This window comes from Arenibacter sp. S6351L (assembly GCF_023016025.1).
Lineage (GTDB): Bacteria > Bacteroidota > Bacteroidia > Flavobacteriales > Flavobacteriaceae > Arenibacter > Arenibacter algicola_B.
This window is the reverse complement of record NZ_JALKBB010000024.1, coordinates 18131-34422: the sequence shown is the minus strand read 5'-3', so window position 1 is coordinate 34422 and position 16292 is coordinate 18131. Positions and strand designations below refer to the sequence as shown.

At 38.3% G+C, this 16292-nt stretch carries 16 protein-coding genes; 14 read left to right on the top strand and 2 right to left on the bottom strand.

Annotated elements, in window-relative coordinates:
* Positions 1-106 precede the first annotated feature (106 nt).
* Positions 107-1189, top strand: a complete 1083-nt coding sequence (locus tag MWU82_RS17480; protein WP_247097402.1) for a nucleoside hydrolase-like domain-containing protein — start codon at positions 107-109, stop codon at positions 1187-1189.
* 303 nt (positions 1190-1492) lie between these two features.
* Here the strand turns inward: MWU82_RS17480 and MWU82_RS17475 are convergent, their stop codons facing one another.
* Positions 1493-1870, bottom strand: coding sequence for a hypothetical protein (locus MWU82_RS17475; protein WP_215948911.1), 378 nt, complete (start codon positions 1868-1870; stop codon positions 1493-1495).
* Positions 1871-2160: 290 nt separating this feature from the next.
* Between MWU82_RS17475 and MWU82_RS17470 the strand changes: the two genes are divergently transcribed.
* A complete protein-coding gene (locus MWU82_RS17470; protein ID WP_247097401.1) occupies positions 2161-2871 on the top strand; it encodes a hypothetical protein in 711 nt (236 codons plus the stop codon).
* Between the two features lie 26 nt (positions 2872-2897).
* Here MWU82_RS17470 and MWU82_RS17465 read toward each other — a convergent pair whose 3' ends face one another.
* Complete coding sequence (locus tag MWU82_RS17465) at positions 2898-5516, bottom strand: alkaline phosphatase family protein (RefSeq protein ID WP_247097399.1); 2619 nt, start codon at positions 5514-5516, stop codon at positions 2898-2900.
* Positions 5517-5940: 424 nt separating this feature from the next.
* Between MWU82_RS17465 and MWU82_RS17460 the strand changes: the two genes are divergently transcribed.
* From MWU82_RS17460 to MWU82_RS17405, 12 genes are all read left to right on the top strand, one after another.
* Complete coding sequence (locus tag MWU82_RS17460) at positions 5941-6465, top strand: GNAT family N-acetyltransferase (protein ID WP_247097398.1); 525 nt, start codon at positions 5941-5943, stop codon at positions 6463-6465.
* A 369-nt stretch (positions 6466-6834) separates the two neighbouring features.
* Positions 6835-7413, top strand: coding sequence for a Crp/Fnr family transcriptional regulator (locus MWU82_RS17455; protein ID WP_247097397.1), 579 nt, complete (start codon positions 6835-6837; stop codon positions 7411-7413).
* A gap of 70 nt (positions 7414-7483) precedes the next feature.
* Positions 7484-8464: a cyclase family protein gene (locus tag MWU82_RS17450; protein WP_247097396.1), complete on the top strand. Its 981-nt coding sequence runs from the start codon at positions 7484-7486 to the stop codon at positions 8462-8464.
* A gap of 3 nt (positions 8465-8467) precedes the next feature.
* Positions 8468-8914 (top strand): DMT family transporter, encoded by a 447-nt coding sequence (locus tag MWU82_RS17445; RefSeq protein WP_111624591.1) that lies wholly within the window; start codon positions 8468-8470, stop codon positions 8912-8914.
* A 5-nt stretch (positions 8915-8919) separates the two neighbouring features.
* The gene (locus MWU82_RS17440) at positions 8920-9636 is read left to right on the top strand and encodes a GNAT family N-acetyltransferase (protein WP_247097395.1); all 717 of its coding nucleotides are present in this window, start codon (positions 8920-8922) and stop codon (positions 9634-9636) included.
* Between the two features lie 11 nt (positions 9637-9647).
* Positions 9648-10277 carry an NAD(P)H-dependent oxidoreductase gene (locus tag MWU82_RS17435; RefSeq protein WP_247097394.1) on the top strand — a complete coding sequence of 210 codons (630 nt, stop codon included), beginning with the start codon at positions 9648-9650 and terminating at the stop codon, positions 10275-10277.
* 87 nt (positions 10278-10364) lie between these two features.
* A complete protein-coding gene (locus MWU82_RS17430; RefSeq protein WP_215948903.1) occupies positions 10365-10712 on the top strand; it encodes a 5-carboxymethyl-2-hydroxymuconate Delta-isomerase in 348 nt (115 codons plus the stop codon).
* Positions 10713-11090: 378 nt separating this feature from the next.
* Entirely contained in the window at positions 11091-12326 is a 1236-nt protein-coding gene (locus MWU82_RS17425; protein ID WP_247097392.1) for an MFS transporter, read from the top strand.
* A gap of 123 nt (positions 12327-12449) precedes the next feature.
* Positions 12450-12887, top strand: a complete 438-nt coding sequence (locus tag MWU82_RS17420) for a GNAT family N-acetyltransferase (protein ID WP_247097390.1) — start codon at positions 12450-12452, stop codon at positions 12885-12887.
* A 247-nt stretch (positions 12888-13134) separates the two neighbouring features.
* On the top strand, positions 13135-14127 hold the full coding sequence (locus MWU82_RS17415) for a hypothetical protein (RefSeq protein ID WP_247097389.1): 993 nt from the start codon (positions 13135-13137) through the stop codon (positions 14125-14127).
* A gap of 119 nt (positions 14128-14246) precedes the next feature.
* Positions 14247-14807, top strand: a complete 561-nt coding sequence (locus MWU82_RS17410) for a DUF4256 domain-containing protein (protein WP_247097388.1) — start codon at positions 14247-14249, stop codon at positions 14805-14807.
* Between the two features lie 168 nt (positions 14808-14975).
* Entirely contained in the window at positions 14976-16151 is a 1176-nt protein-coding gene (locus MWU82_RS17405; RefSeq protein WP_247097386.1) for a Gfo/Idh/MocA family oxidoreductase, read from the top strand.
* Positions 16152-16292 lie beyond the last annotated feature (141 nt).

Below are 16292 nucleotides of genomic sequence, written 5' to 3'. Positions count from 1 at the left end.
ATTAAACATCTGTCTTTAAGACCTCAAGATTGATACTTAAATACCGCTACTTCTATTAAATGGAACCCTTATTTGGAAGACACAATAGCCTCATAAACAATTGAAAATGAAAAGAATATCCAAGATTGGGAGATATTATAGGGTATATATCCTGATTATGTTGACAACCATCTTGTTTGCGAATGCACAAGAGTCAACATCAAACAAAACCTTTGATGTCATTATTGATACAGATCTGGGAGGTGATCCCGATGATATACAATCATTGTTCAGAGCTGTGCATTATTCTGATATAATCAAGATAAAAGGTATTGTAGCAACGCCCAATTCAGATATTGATCACCACCCTTGGGATACCATAGAACATACAAGGCTCATTGAAAATTGGATCAAGAGGATAGATGTTGAACATTTGCGTAAAAACGGTTACCGACAATTAATGCGGGAGGAAGATTTGCTCTCCATCATAAAATCGGGAGCGAAAAAACCAGGAGGTCCTTCGGATAACCAAAGTACAGAAGGTTCTGAATGGATAATTAAAACAGCCCAAAATTATACGAAGGAAAGTCCAATATGGATATTGGTGTGGGGAAGTTTAACAACAACTGCCCAGGCACTTTACGATGCTCCTGACATTGCCGATAAAATAAGGATCTACTATATCAGTTCTTCCAACACCCTACATGACCCCGTAAGCAGGAATTTTGTATATACCTTCATGGAAAATGAATACCCTGAATTATGGTGGATTGAAAACGGAATCCTTCCAAGGGGCAAACATGAAACTTTTCGTGGTGTTTATCAGTCCGGAATTCAAGATGGAGAATGGTCCTATACCAGTTTCACCGATTTCAATATTCGTAACCACGGCTCTACCCACGATGGCTTGTTTCAAGAAAAATGCGGTGATGTCTTTCCATTGGCCAATTATCCCAAAAACAGTTTAAAGGAAGGAGATAGCCCTTCACTGTTATATTTAATGTCTCCTATAATTGGTGGTGTGGGAAACGTTGATGACCCCACCCAAGAAAGTTGGGGCGGACAGTTTAGGCATTCAGACAAAAATACTCATCCCAATTACTATATTGATCTTGACAAATCTCCTGCCGAATGCCAAATGACTATAGGAAAATGGCGATATAATGTAATGAATGATTGGAAGAATCGGTGGGACAGATATGATAGGTAGTCATTGTAACAAAAAACTTCCAAACTATAATACGGACTACTTAAAAGGCACTGGTAAAACCACCTGTACATTTAGATGAAATCCCCACAAAATTGTTCACGTCCCCTGCTCTATTGGATTGGAATTGGGACCCAACCACAATTTTGATATTGCTTTCACCTATTATTTTCATCCAAGTATGAAACAGTTCTCAGGAGCAGCTGCTTTTGGAATTTCGTTTCCAATATATACTAATAAAAAATATCGTAGTATATTAATTCTACTAACCTGCCCTGTTATAGCTGGAGTTAAATTGAATGAGATTTATCCTCCTAATTCAGCCATTTTTTTTCCAACATGGGTAATTACCTCGTTGAATTCTTTTGTTGGATTAAAATCAATCATTTTAACATCTTTCTGAATTATAGCCGTATGTCCTGATGGCATATAAAAAACATCTCCCTTCTCGAGTAATTCTTCTTTTCCATCATCATAGATAACTAACAAAGCACCTTCCAATATATATCCCCAATGAGGACAATGACAACTGTCATTATTCAAACCTTGTAAGAGTGGTGTGAAATCGGTGCCCTTTGGTAATTCATTGAAACAAACGGTCATTCCTCCAAAATCAGGTTGAGCCCGCATTGTAGTACCTGGTGCTTGCATGGTGGTCGGAATGCTTTCCTTTTTAATTTTCATGATCGTATATGTTTAGTGTACAATAAGTTACGGAAAAATATTTTAATAGGTGCGGTGATTAAATCTAACCCAAAGAAATTAAGGGTCATATTAATAACTTCTGCTATGCAAAAAGCGCAAGTCTAATGCTCAAGAAGTATTATTGGCTTAAATGTCTTTCTCATAGATATACAGTAGTTCACTTAAAAAATAATACTTTTAGGTCAGTTTTTACAATAGGCTGCACGCCTTTTATAAATGATTATTGAGCCAAAGGGCAATCCTTTTATTCAGATTCAACTTGTAACCCAATGAAATTAAAACTCCTTTTTATTGCCGTTTTCACTTTAAGTCAATCTTTTTATGCCCAAATTACTAAGGGTCTAATTGTACCCAAAGAAGCTAACGTCTCTAATTTTTGTTGTGCTTATGTTCCGGAGTCTGGCATCCAGATTTATAACAAACCCAATGGTGAAGTTCAAGGAAGAATTGTTCAAGACTCCGGAAAAGATCGTCAAAATAAATCAAAGGGAATATTCATTAAAGCGCAAGGGGGATTAGAACCAATAGAACATCCAAATATAAAAATAATAGGCGATGACATTACAGCTCTGCTATACATTGATGAACATCCAAATTTTGTTAAATTACAAAATGGCTATTGGATTAAAGTAGCAGAGTTGGAAGATAAGGGATTGCAAATTGTTAATTGGATGCAATACCTCATTGAGCAAAGTCCGGAAGTAATTGGGTACTATGCAAAAGAACCTGGTCTCCATTTAAGGGAAAATCCTTCAGAAAATTCTGAACTAATTTTAGATTTGAAAGGAGATTTATTGGAAATAAAACTTACCCAAGAAGTCAAAGGATTATGGTGCAAAGTTATTGTAACCAAATATAGTGATCACCCATGTTCCAGTAAAGGTAATTTTGAGGAAATAAAACTCAAGACCTACACGGGTTGGATTCAACTATTATCTGCTGATTTAACTCCGAATGTAACTTATTACAAAACTTGCTAAGGGAACGAAAGTAAATCTCTAATTTTCTATTTATCCTTATTATTGACCAAAATTGGATACTCTACGTCATAGCCTTTTATGGAATGCCAAATTATCCTATTAAAAATGCTTTCATCTGCCTCATCAATATCATCTAGTGGCATTTCCATTGATTTTTGTGCATAATACAATTGTTTCTCATTAGAAATCGAAGACAACTCTGGGTTCATCTCATCCAATTTAATATTATTAGGTATCACTGTATAGGGAGAAAAATCTGGCTCACTGGTAAAACAATCGACCAATGGCTCCGCTAATAGATCAAATTGTGTCATAGGCGATAATCCCAAAATCAATTCCATAGTTCGGAGAAAGCTATTTTGATTATAGTGAGTGCTTATTACCTCTCCCCTTTTGGTGTACGGACTTATACACAAGGCACCTGTTCTGCGGCCATCTACATGATCTAAACCTGCCTGAGTATCGTCCTGAATAACAAAAATGGCCGTTTCTGCCCAGAATTTACTATGACTTACCGCTTCTACTATTTGCCCTAACGCCAAATCATTATCTGCAACAGTTGCTCTAGGTGTAGGATATCCAGCTCTGGTACCCACTGTATGATCATTAGGTAGAAGCATTACTGTAAAATTCGGAAAGTTATCGTTCTTTTCAAATTCCTTTAATTCTTTTATAAACTCAGCTGCGCGGTAAACATCCTGTACTTTTCCCGGAAATCCAACATAGGTTGGGCAAAGATAAGGCTCCAGAGACTTGACCTCTGTAGTTGCCCTGATCTTTATTTCATTGGTACCTGCTTTAAATTGGTTATAAAGCTGGGTCCAGGTGGCATCTTTTGGTTCTATATCCGCAGCAACAAATTCGCCATAATTGCGAAAAGAAAGTCCTGCATCTAAAACTTTATCCCATATAAAACCGCCCGAAGAATATGCCAAGACATCATCTCCATCATAGGGGTAACTTCTAACAAAACCTCCGAAACTTTTTTCGAGATAATCGGTAACAAATCCTTCCATAGCCCACATATGTCCATCGGCACTAAGCACTCCATTGCAATAAGTGTTATCCAGCAAAACATATTTCTCTGCAAGAGCATGTTGGTTGGGGGTTACTTCCCTCCCAAACTGACATAAACCGGCATCTCCATTGCCTTGAGGAAGATCTCCATATACCTGGTCATATGTGCGGTTTTCTTTAATAATATAAAGCACATGTTTAAATACAGACTTTTCTCCCGGACGGGTTGGCAAAGGCACCACTTTTTCTTCAGCAGCTTCAATATTCAATTCGTTAATTATTTTTGGAAGTCTCATATTAGAGGCCGCCTGCAATGAATAGCTATTTAACTCCACCTCTCCAGGAACCGGTATAAAGGAGACAGACCCCATATGATCATGTGAGTTATAACCTCCCTTAGGAATTTTAGAACGTTCTTCCCATCTACCTCCAGTGCCTTTTACATTAGCCACGATTAACCCTGACCCGGCTTTATTCATAACAACGGCCCCTGGATACCATCCTGTAGGGATTAATCCAGTTACTTTATCTGTTTCAAGGTCTATTACGGCAAGTAAATTATTAGCGCCATTGGCTACATATAATAATTTCCCTGATGGATCCAAAACAAGAGCATTGGGAGCACTCCCAAAAGGTAGTTCTGCACTAGGTTTTGTTTCTATGGATTTTAATACTACATCCTGTTTGGTATCAATAACAGATATGACATCACTGTTGGCATTGGCAACATATAACCTTGACGCGTCATTTGACAATACCATATTACATGGAAGCAAACCAACTTCGATTTCCTTCAACACCGTTCTACTTATTAAATCAACTACCGTAATCGTTCCTGAAGAACCAATACCCGTTTTGGGATCAATAACAGCATCTGACCCAGAGGTTAACCCTGTTATATCTTCCGAGTTTGGAGTGCGCCCTCCCCAATTGGTTACATAAGCCTTTGAATCTTTTATAATTACAGTAAATGGAGCAATTCCAACAGGAATCTGCGTTTCCAACTCCATTGTTTTTGTGTTCACAATTCCAAGACTATTATTGCGACTAAGGGTTACATAAATCAAATCTTGGGCTTCATCAATAACAAAACCACCAGGATAAGACCTGTTGTTATCTTCCTTTTCAGGACCTTTTAATTTAATTTCTTTATGCCAATTAAACCCATTCTCACCCAATATGGCCGACCTTAAAACACCCTCGGTGTCGGTAGTCCAAACAATAGAATCATTTGACGTCCATTCAATACCTGCAAATGTATTACCGCCTTTGGGCAATTCCAATGTTTGTATATTGGATTGACTGTTTACATCCAAGAATGTCAAATCACTCTTATTTTTTACAGCTACAATAGTTTCTGCATTATTTAAAGCAAGATCAGTAGGCCTTCCAGGAAAAACTACCGTATTACCAGCAGGATTTATTATTTGTGAAGTAGCAACTACATGGCTACCATCCTCCTGAGGTCCGACCATTGCTCTACGATTAAATAAATCCGGAGCAACAGTAAACTGCTTTTTGGAATTTTCCTTAATTTTTACTGAATTACAACTGAATAGAAAACTTAAACCAACTAGGGAAATAAGGACAATTGATTTTATTGATTTTTTGAAGTGGTTCATACTCATTAACTATTTTATTAAAGTGTTTTGATATTCACCAAATATGTCATGCGATATACAAACCATTAAATATAAGGAAATATCTTCTGAGAAATTTAATTCACTGTAGATCCTTTTTCATTTCTCTTTTTGTTTGCACCTAATTATTTACTGAATTTCAATTGCAAGAAAAGACAATAAATAAATTTGGACTTTGGTGACCTGATCCACATAATCAATGACTGTTTAAAAAATTCGCCTTTTGTCTTCCATCTTTTTTCAATTGTTTTTCTAAGAATAGGTTTCAACCCTAGCCTTGTATTTATGAAGCCTTTCTTGGGCTTTACACCAATAGTATCCGAACTACAGAAATAATTTGGATTTACTATACTAAGGCTATAAAAGACATATTTACCATGATCCTTTATCTTTGTGTTACACTTGCTGACAAATGAAATACCTACTTACAGGACAGGAAACCGAAAGGCTAAAATTTAGACTACTTAAATCAGAGGATTTCGATTCTTGGGTGCATTTATTTAAGGCAGATAATGTTGCGGAATATTTAGACCTTGATCCAAAACTAACGGAACTGGAATTATGCCAGATTTGGTTCGACAAAGCTTTTCATAGATACGAAAATGATCTGGGCGGAATGAATGTGCTGATCGATAAAAAAACAAACCGACTTGTTGGTCAATGCGGGCTCCTAGTGCAAAACATTGAAAATAGGGAGAGATTGGAAATAGGTTACTCTATCCTTCCAGAGTTTTGGAAAAATGGTTTTGCCATTGAAGCTGCTAAAAAATGTAAAAATTATGCTTTTGAGAATAATTTTGCTGATTCATTGATCTCTATGATTCACATAGATAACCTAAGCTCTGAAAAAGTCGCTTTGAGAAATGGAATGACATTCGAAAAAAAGATAAAATCCTTCAATATATTTCGGATAGACAAGGAGAATTGGAACCGATAAATCCCAATTTACTGGGGAGGGCAACTTTACTAAAGCGATACAACAATATCAAAAGCTGACTATTTAAAAATTGTGGAACTATAGCTTGGATTAGTTGAATAAAAATGGATAAAGAACAAAAAAAAAATTTCCCGTCTATACTTAAAACTTAAATTCCCACATACACCATAAGAAATAACAATGGGTACATATAAACCGAAAAAGATCAACAGCATTATGGTCGTTTACCTTAATTAACTATTTTTATTCCAATCAACCGTCACGGTTATTTAGATCATGACAATACCGCCTTGATTATAGAAATTAACTGATAATATTTTTATTCGACGTTTAACTTTATAAATTTAAGTGTAATCCAATCTGTGAATAATGAATGACCTCCTCATTGGAAATATTAAGGAATTAGTACCTCTTACCGAAGATGAATCCAAGCTGATCCAGAAATCGTTTGAACCGGTCCATCTTAAAAAGAAACAATTTTTACTTCAAAGCGGGGAATATTCCAACCATATGCGCTTCATTTCCCAAGGATGCGTAAAACTGTATAACCTAGATGAATTGGGTGCTGAACATATTCTACAATTTGGGATAAGTGGATGGTGGATCAACGACTTGTATGCCTATCTCACCCAAAAACCTGCAACATTCTTCATTCAGGCCATTACACAGAGTACCGTACTTCAAATACATAGGGATAGATTAAATGAACTCTTTGATAAAATCCATATGATGGATAGATTTTTCCGTATCAAAACACAGAATGGCTATGTTGCCCTACAGGAAAGAACGATCAATAATATGAGTCAGTCTGCCGAGCAACGTTACCTTGAGTTTATTGAGCGATACAGAGACATAGAACAACAGATTCCTCAATATATGCTTGCCTCCTACTTGGGGGTGACCCCTGAGCACCTAAGCTCCATCCGGAAAAACATAAGGGATTATTAGCGTTCTTAAGATACCTTAATGAAATAGTTCCACATGGTTTTAATATTTGCACAAACAAATTATTTAAACCATGAAAAGAACGAACATTTTAATTACAGTCCTGCTCTTTTTTCAGTTAATGTTGAGAGGGCAACAACAAGAAACAGTGGGTAAAAGCCCATGGGGACCACAGGATCAAATTGGCACCCTAAATATGATGACCGAAGCTTCAAAGCTTCAGGTACTCTCCAAAATATCCTCTGGAAAGACCTACGACCTCAGTGTAGAATACTTTGTTGGGATGCCCAGTTTTCATTCGCTGGGAGATCCGGGATACCAGTATTGGCTTACACATACACCACACGGCACTATAGTGGACAATCCCAATGGCCTAGGAGAGGAAATGAACAGAAAGGTAAGCTATACCGGGGACGCCATCTCCTTGTATACCCATATGGGCACACACATAGATGCCCTGAACCACTTTGGCCTGGATGGGAAAATATGGAACGGATTTACCCCAGAGGAATACCTAGGAAACAAAGGCTGGAAGAAGACCGGAGCAGAAACTATTCCTCCAATTATTGCCAGAGGAGTACTCTTGGATGTGGCGGATGCAAAAGGACCCCTTCCAAAAAACTATCACATCACCTCCCAAGACTTACAGCTCACTCTTAAAAAACAGGGTATAAAGCTAAAGAGCGGGGATGTTGTTTTGATCAGAACCGGCCAAGCCGAATTCTACGAAGATGCCTCACACTACCTAGATAACTATCCAGGTATTGGCCTTGAGGCCGTTAAGTGGTTGGTAGAAGAGCAAGGAATTATGCTCTTGGGTGCCGATAACCTTAGTTTTGAGGCATTTCCGCCAGAACGGGAAGACAATTGGGTACCTGTGCACACCTATCTACTCGCCGAAAAAGGGGTAATGTTCATAGAGCAGCTATCCTTGGAAGAGCTATCCAAAGATGAGGTCTATGAATTTGCATTTATTGCGGCATCCCTAAAATTAAGGGGTGCAAGCGGATCTCCAATGCGGCCCCTTGCCATCCCTTTTAACACAAAAAAGTAAGCCATGAACAATTCATCACTATTACTTCTCTCGTTTTCGGTAGGTATTTTGGTCGTAATCCAGGGTGGAATTAACGCTAGGCTCGGGATACTGCTAAACAACACCTTGCTAGCTACCACCGCTGCCTTGGTAATGAGTGCAAGTTTTACACTAATTGCAGTTTTCATGACCGTCCGCGAACTTCCAAGTATAGACCAAATACAATCTATACCCACCTATATGTGGTTTACAGGAGGGGCTTTAAGTTTCTTGGCAGTTACGCTCTTTTACTACATCATTCCACGTATTGGGATATCTACAGCGGTAATTTTTGGACTAAGTGGTCAAATAATTTTTGCAGCGATAGCGAGCCATTTTGGTTGGTTCGGAATGCCCATGGAACCCATGACCATTAAAAAAGTTATGGGAATGATAGTGATGACCTTAGGAGTAATACTGATAAAATATTAATGATTATGGATTTGATTACAGCAAACATTAAAAATCTTACAAGCTTATGGAGCTTCGCAGGCCTTAAGGACGGTACATTTATCAGCGATGCCAATTACGCCATCAGCACCGTGGTAGAATCAGATTGGCCTAATAAATTATGGTTTCATAGGCCTCCAACCCAAGAGCTATTGGAGGAAATCCTTACTAGGTGTGAAAGTGACGGCATCACTATTCCCATATGGCAAAACATTGTGCCGGAAGGACTATTAAAGTCCCGTGGTTTCTCCTTAAAAAATGAATTGACCGGAATGTCCTTACAGCTGAATGGCACCCACAATAGAACGCATAGATTATCCTTCCAAAAGGTAAGCGATGCCAGCTCCGCTGTACTGTGGTCCAATCTTTTCCTTAAAGCCTTTGGATACTTTATCAGCCCGAAAACAGTAGAACTCACCATGGGTCGGGTGGACTATCTCATTGGGAACCATGGATCCCGATCTATTGGGACAGCTGTTCTTTATAGAGATAATCCCAATACGGCAGGCATTCATTCCATTGGTGTTGTCCCGGACCATAGACGAAAGGGATATGCCGCAGACCTACTTAATTATGTGTTGTACCTGGCCCAGAAGCAAGGTGCAATCTATGCCACCCTACAAGCGTCTTCCATGGCAAAAGGACTATATCTAAAAACCGGATTTCAAGAAGATTTCCTTATTCAAAATTTTGTAAAACATTAAAACAGTATAAAATGAATTTAATTGATCACCTTAATTGGCGATATGCCACCAAAATGTTCGACCCAAAAAGAAAGGTAGGCAAGCAAGACTTGGAATTTCTAAAAGAAGCCATAAGGCTTTCCGTATCATCCTATGGCCTACAACTTTATAAAGTATTGATCATTGAAAACGATGAAATCAGGGCAGCACTGCGAAAAGCTTCTTGGGATCAATCGCAAATTACCGACGCATCCCAGTTGTTTGTTTTTTGTAATTACACCCTAGATTATGATAGGCATGTAGACGATTATGTAGAACGAATTATCACTACACAGGGCAATTCTTCCGATGGGATAAAACAATATGGAGAATCCATTAAGTCAATCATCGCCAAGATGTCGGCAGAGGAACGAAAAAGTTGGTCGGAAAAGCAAACCTATCTGGCCTTGAACAATCTTCTTATTGCCTGTGCCGAGCTAAAAATAGACGCATGTCCCATGGAAGGCTTTGACAACCAGGCCTATAATCAAATATTGGGATTGGATGAACTGGGCCTTAATGCAGCCGTGATAGCCCCTGTAGGGTATAGATCCGCTTCCGATAAATCCCAGAATAGATTAAAAATAAGAAAGACCAAGGAAGAATTATTCCAAACTGCCTGACCAAATAGAATTGAAAAAAAGTATGGCAAGTTCAACCTCCTTATAAAGCAGGTTGGACTTGCCTAAAATAATCTAAAGAATAATAGTATGCCACACTTTGTAATTGATTGCTCGCAAAACATTTTAAACAAAAAAGCTCCTAACGAAATCATTCAGAGGGTTTATGATACCGCTGAAGCATCCGGTCTTTTTGAAGCCGGGGACATCAAGGTAAGGATCAATCCCTTTGAATACTATACGATAGGCAATACCAGGGACGACTTTATGCACGTTTTCGCCAATATTATGGAAGGAAGAAGCATTCCCGAAAAAAAAGATTTATCAAAAAAAATAGTTTCTGAATTGAAATCAATGTTTCCCGAAGTTCCCATTATTTCCATAAACATCAGGGATTTTGAGAAAGCCACCTACTGTAATAAATCAATGGTAGGGTAAATTTGTACAGTATATCAGGGATAATACTAATTAACCGCTTTCACGCAACTTTACCTATTATTTTCATCTACGGGAATAAAAAGGTTATGGTTATTGGATGATTTATTGGTAAAAGCAAATTAAGGGGTACTTTCAATCTCCAAACATTTAATTGAAAGGACCAAGCAATTAGTAAAAGAGACATCTGCCAGCGGGATGTTTTTGGAAACGAAAATATTCAATTAAAGGGCAATAATCTATATTCAAAAACCGGATTTGCGTTGAACAAGGAATCAAATTTTTATTATTGGGATGATAATCTGTAACAATTATCTCGTATCGATCACCAATGTAGGAATATACCATTATACCAAGTGGGATTAAAAATTAACGACAAAAATGAGAAAGCTATTATCCAGTTATTTTAACACCTTTAATGGACTATCCAGAGAAGTTTGGTGGCTGGCACTTATTACACTTATTAACAGGGCCGGTACCATGGTTATACCATTTCTTTCCCTATACCTTACCCAAAGTTTAAACTTTAGCCTTTCGGATGTGGGTTGGATCATGGCACTTTTCGGCTTGGGGTCTGTGATCGGCTCTTGGTTGGGAGGAAAATTAACGGATAGAATAGGCTATTACAAGGTGATGGTAATAAGCTTATTGGCCTCAGGAGTTTCATTTATCCTCTTACAGTACATTACAACATTTGTTGGTTTTTGTGTTGGAGTCTTAGTTCTAATGGCCATCGCAGATATGTTCCGTCCGGCCATGTTTGTAGCATTAAGCTCCTATAGTAAACCAGAAAATAGAACGCGCTCCATAACGCTGATCAGGTTGGCCATAAATTTAGGTTTTTCTGCGGGACCTGCCTTGGGTGGCCTCATTATTTTTGCCCTAAGTTACGGGGGACTGTTTTGGATAGACGGCATTACCTGTTTTATTGCGGGTATTTTATTATTAAAAATTCTTAATCCTAGAAAAGCAAAGGTTATTGAGCAAATAAAGGTGGCAAATCCAGAAGAGGCTTACACGGATAAGGCCTTTATGATCCTTTTGGTGGCAATGGCATTGTTTGGGCTGTCATTCTTTCAATTGTTATCTACCCTTCCCTTGTTTTACAAAGATGTGCACCATTTAACGGAGGCAGAGATCGGCCTGCTCCTAGGCTTGAACGGCTTTCTTATTTTTATTTTTGAAATGCCATTGATTAAATGGTTGGAAGGCGGTAAAAATAGTATGTCCAAACTCATCCTTATTGGGGTGTTATTAACGGCAATGAGCTTCATTGTAATTAATCTCATCGGATGGATAGGTGCCTTAATTATTGGTATGATTCTTATGTCATTTGGAGAAATGATCGTATTTCCGTTTTCCAATTCCTTGGCCCTAAATAGATCCATAAAGGGAAACCAAGGACAATACATGGCCTATTACTCCATTTCGTTCTCCATAGCCCATATTTTTGGGCACAGTATCGGAATGAATTTAGTGGCGAATTTGGGATATAGGTATACCTGGTATATAATTGCCCTATTGGCATTGTGCAGTGCGGCATTCATGTTGCTGTTCATTCATTTTTTAAAGAAGGAAAAAGCAGGTGCAACCAGTTCTTTGAGAAGTGTTGGGTAAACCAAAAAAGTGGATGTGTGAATAATACCTAATTGTTGGGTCTGCGAAAAAATTGCAATTAAGATTGTCCCTTGATTATAGAAACAATAGGGTCGAAAATGTATGATAAAACTGTGATTTAGTTTGAAAGTAGAGATAACAGATTTTGAGGAAAATGATAGGGAACAGCTTCAACAAATCTATTTTGAAGTTCGGAATACTACCTTTACATGGCTGACCAAGGAATCCATCAACAAATCATCGTTTAACAATGACACTGAAGGAGAATACATTTTGGTAGCGAAAGTGGAAAAAGAAATTGTTGGTTTTGCCTCGGTATGGCTACAGAACAGCTTCCTTCACCATCTGTATATCTCCAACCAATATCAACGTAAAGGCATTGGCACCATGCTATTGAACAAAGTCATTGAAAAGGCCGATTTCGACATTACTTTAAAGTGTTTAAAACAAAATAGATTAGGCGTCAATTTTTATTTGAAGTCGGGATGGGAGGCAGTAACCGAAGGAATTTCAAATGAAGGGGAGTATATTTTATTTAAGTGCCATATTTCCAATTTGTGATTTAAAAAGGAGCCAATACATAGGTACTTATCCTTAATGCTTGAAGTCAGGAATAGTTGCAGAAAACTATGGGCCACCACATGGAACACTTGAATTACATAAATTGGAAAAATCCACCGAAAAACAATGGCATGTAGGATTTTATAAATTTATGATAATTTGTATATTTATCATGTAATCAATCATTTAATCCAGACCTTTCGTCTAAAAACAACCAAAGCTTCACATGTGGAAAAGCAATTATTTTATGCGGATTTTGTTCCTAAGTTTTCTATTTGTTATTATTTCTTCCTATAACCATTCAATTCCGCACCCTTCAGAAAAAGAGAGCTCACCTCCACAATCGTTGGTATTTAATACCGACGGCTTGTACAACGCCGAGTTTTTCGATTATATTTTTAGAGGTCATTTTGAAAATATTGATTTAAAACGCGAGGACATGAGATTCCTTATGATTTTTGAACAATACCTCAGGGCCTTTGGAAGAGAATGTCCCAGCTACCTTCCAGATGACAAGGTAGAAATTCTGGAACAGGAATGCGCCGTGGAAGAGGTTTCAAAAAATATATATGGTGATGTGCTTAGCAGGGTATGTATAGAATATAAATGGGTTGGCACGGGCTTATTTGCCCGCCGAGACTTGTATAATGCCAAAATTGAGGTTGAAAATATCCAAAGATCCGATGCCGTACGCACTACAATGGAAATGATCTTGGATCCAAATTCCATGGGTAATTCTGTTGATTTAATGCATCAGGCCAAAGGTCTAAAAAATGATATGCTTCAGATTTTCAAGATAAACAGCTGTAATAGTCCTGGTGTTCGAAGATTTGAGGAGAACCTAAAATTGTTTGCCCTGAACAAACCCTCAATCCGCATGGACGGTAGCAGTAAATATGCCGCCATGAAAAAATCCGGGGGACCTACGGGATCCCAGGATTATACTAAGTTGATCGATGACCTTGTATCCAACCAATCCAAAACCTGGTCGTTCAATCGTTATACTCCTGGAAGTATTTCAGCTGTTTCCGTACTTTCCAAAGACAATGAAGGGAGGCCTAAATCTTTGAAAGCCAATTATAGTTATGCAGGTTTTGGTAGTAGTAGTCAAGGTTGGGTACAAATCGACTTTGACAATGCTTTGCCGAAATGTATTTATTTTTTCGACTTTCCCACTAACTGCAAAACTCCGAACAGTAGTATTGTAGCTTCCTATGCACAGGGTGATTATGGGAGATAGGCTATACCCAAAAGCTGCCAAACACCTTCCTTGAATGATGAAAATAGCTTAATTTCATCCTACATAGAAAGGAGTTAACCCTCCCCTATTGCATAAGGCCATAAAAAATGCTACCAATCATGATAAAAAAGAAATTAACCACAAAAGAACAGACCACTATTCTGGAAGTTTTAAAAGACCGTTTTCATAAAAACATGCATCGGCATAAAAGCCTTGAATGGAAGGCTATGGAAAATAAATTGATTGAGAACCCAGGTAAACTTTGGTCCCTTTATGAAATGGAAAAAACAGGTGGTGAACCGGATGTAGTGGATTTTGATGAAGAAAGTGGTGATTACGTTTTTTTTGATTGCTCAGCTGAAAGCCCTGTAGGAAGAAGAAGCGCCTGTTATGATCAAGAGGCACAAGAATCGAGAAAAAAATTCAAACCCGAACAAAATGCCTGTGACATGGCCATAGCTATGGGCGTGAACATTATGACCGAAGAGGACTATAGAAAACTACAAAAACTGGGGGAATTTGATACAAAAACTTCTAGTTGGATACGGACTCCGTCTAATATTAGACAACTTGGAGGAGCACTCTTTGCTGATTATAGGTATGGCCATGTATTTGTTTATCACAATGGTGCCGATTCCTATTATGCGGCTAGAGGATTCCGAGGAACATTAAGGGTCTGATTGCGAATAGTTCCATAAGCACTTAATGAACAAAACAGATTCGAAAAACTTTGGATTCTACCATTATAAATGATCTCCCTTAGAATATAAAGTGGGCATTAGAATTCCCTTTTAACTGGATTAACTAAAGTTTATTGCTATATTACTTGACACCTAAACCAAAAACAAATGCCATCCAACAGACGTAAATTTATTGGTCAATCCTTTGCTTCACTAGCAGGAATAGCCGCTACTTCCATGATTCCGAACCAAATATTTGGCCACAACTTACATAACCCCGCGAGACCGGAAGAAATCATATTGCCACCCAATAAACCTTACAGTATTAAAGAATCCATTAAATTTTCTGTAATAGGTTTGAACCATGGCCATATTTATGGCATGGTAGACTCGCTCATCAACGGTGGAGGTACTATGCTGGCCGTTTACGCCAAGGAACCCGAATTGTTGGAGCAATTCACTAAACGCTACCCCAAGGTTAAAATCGCAAAAAGCGAAAATGAAATTATTGAGGACAATTCAATTCAGCTGGTGGCCAGCGCCGCCATTCCTGTAGAAAGGGCGCCAATTGGAATTCGTGTTATGAAGTCCGGAAAAGATTTTATGGCGGACAAGCCTGGCATACTTACTTTGGAACAATTGGATGAAGTAAAAAAAGTACAAAGGGAAACGCAGCGCATTTATTCCATAATGTATAGCGAACGTTTAGGCAATCCGGCCTCCATAAAAGCTGGGGAATTGGTCAGTGCCGGGGCCATAGGGCAAGTGGTGCAAACTATAGGACTGGGACCGCACCGAATGCGTCCTGAATCCCGTCCCGACTGGTTTTTCGACCCCAACAAGGCTGGAGGCATTCTATGTGACATTGGCTCGCACCAGTGTGACCAATTTCTATTTTATACCAACTCCAAACAAGCAGATGTAAATTTTTCCCAAATAGGAAATTTTAAAAATTCGCATAATCCAACTTATCAAGATTTTGGGGATATGAGTGTTAGAAGTGCACACGCTACCGGCTACATTAGAATCGACTGGTTTACACCGGAAGGTCTAGGTACATGGGGAGATGGCCGCACCTTTATTTTGGGAACGGAAGGCTATATAGAAATGCGAAAATACATCGACATTGCAGGGAGAGAGGGTGGTAACCACCTATTTTTAGTGAACCAAAAAGAAACAAAATATTACGATTGTTCCAATATCTATATGCCCTATGGTGAGCAACTGGTAAACGATGTGGTGCACCGTACCGAAACGGCCATGACACAGGAACATTGTTTCCTTGCTACGGAATTGGCTTTAATTGGGCAACAACAGGCCCATAAAATCAATGTAGGTTCCTAATAATTCCTCTGTGACTCATTGGGGATTTTAGAGCTTATTTTTCTTAGTAAGAGCTATGTTCTTTTTGGATAGCGATACTTAACACCTTGGATTAGACTAAGCCAAAATTCTCCCAAAATCATATATTTTTATTTTAGTATT

Excerpts from the sequence above, each read along its gene's own strand:
- MWU82_RS17480 (WP_247097402.1), top strand. The coding sequence starts at position 107 with ATGAAAAGAATATCCAAGATTGGGAGATATTATAGGGTATATATCCTG.
- MWU82_RS17475 (WP_215948911.1), bottom strand. The coding sequence starts at position 1,870 with ATGAAAATTAAAAAGGAAAGCATTCCGACCACCATGCAAGCACCAGGT.
- MWU82_RS17470 (WP_247097401.1), top strand. The coding sequence starts at position 2,161 with ATGAAATTAAAACTCCTTTTTATTGCCGTTTTCACTTTAAGTCAATCT.
- MWU82_RS17465 (WP_247097399.1), bottom strand. The coding sequence starts at position 5,516 with ATGAGTATGAACCACTTCAAAAAATCAATAAAATCAATTGTCCTTATT.
- MWU82_RS17460 (WP_247097398.1), top strand. The coding sequence starts at position 5,941 with ATGAAATACCTACTTACAGGACAGGAAACCGAAAGGCTAAAATTTAGA.
- MWU82_RS17455 (WP_247097397.1), top strand. The coding sequence starts at position 6,835 with ATGAATGACCTCCTCATTGGAAATATTAAGGAATTAGTACCTCTTACC.
- MWU82_RS17450 (WP_247097396.1), top strand. The coding sequence starts at position 7,484 with ATGAAAAGAACGAACATTTTAATTACAGTCCTGCTCTTTTTTCAGTTA.
- MWU82_RS17445 (WP_111624591.1), top strand. The coding sequence starts at position 8,468 with ATGAACAATTCATCACTATTACTTCTCTCGTTTTCGGTAGGTATTTTG.
- MWU82_RS17440 (WP_247097395.1), top strand. The coding sequence starts at position 8,920 with ATGGATTTGATTACAGCAAACATTAAAAATCTTACAAGCTTATGGAGC.
- MWU82_RS17435 (WP_247097394.1), top strand. The coding sequence starts at position 9,648 with ATGAATTTAATTGATCACCTTAATTGGCGATATGCCACCAAAATGTTC.
- MWU82_RS17430 (WP_215948903.1), top strand. The coding sequence starts at position 10,365 with ATGCCACACTTTGTAATTGATTGCTCGCAAAACATTTTAAACAAAAAA.
- MWU82_RS17425 (WP_247097392.1), top strand. The coding sequence starts at position 11,091 with ATGAGAAAGCTATTATCCAGTTATTTTAACACCTTTAATGGACTATCC.
- MWU82_RS17415 (WP_247097389.1), top strand. The coding sequence starts at position 13,135 with ATGCGGATTTTGTTCCTAAGTTTTCTATTTGTTATTATTTCTTCCTAT.
- MWU82_RS17410 (WP_247097388.1), top strand. The coding sequence starts at position 14,247 with ATGATAAAAAAGAAATTAACCACAAAAGAACAGACCACTATTCTGGAA.
- MWU82_RS17405 (WP_247097386.1), top strand. The coding sequence starts at position 14,976 with ATGCCATCCAACAGACGTAAATTTATTGGTCAATCCTTTGCTTCACTA.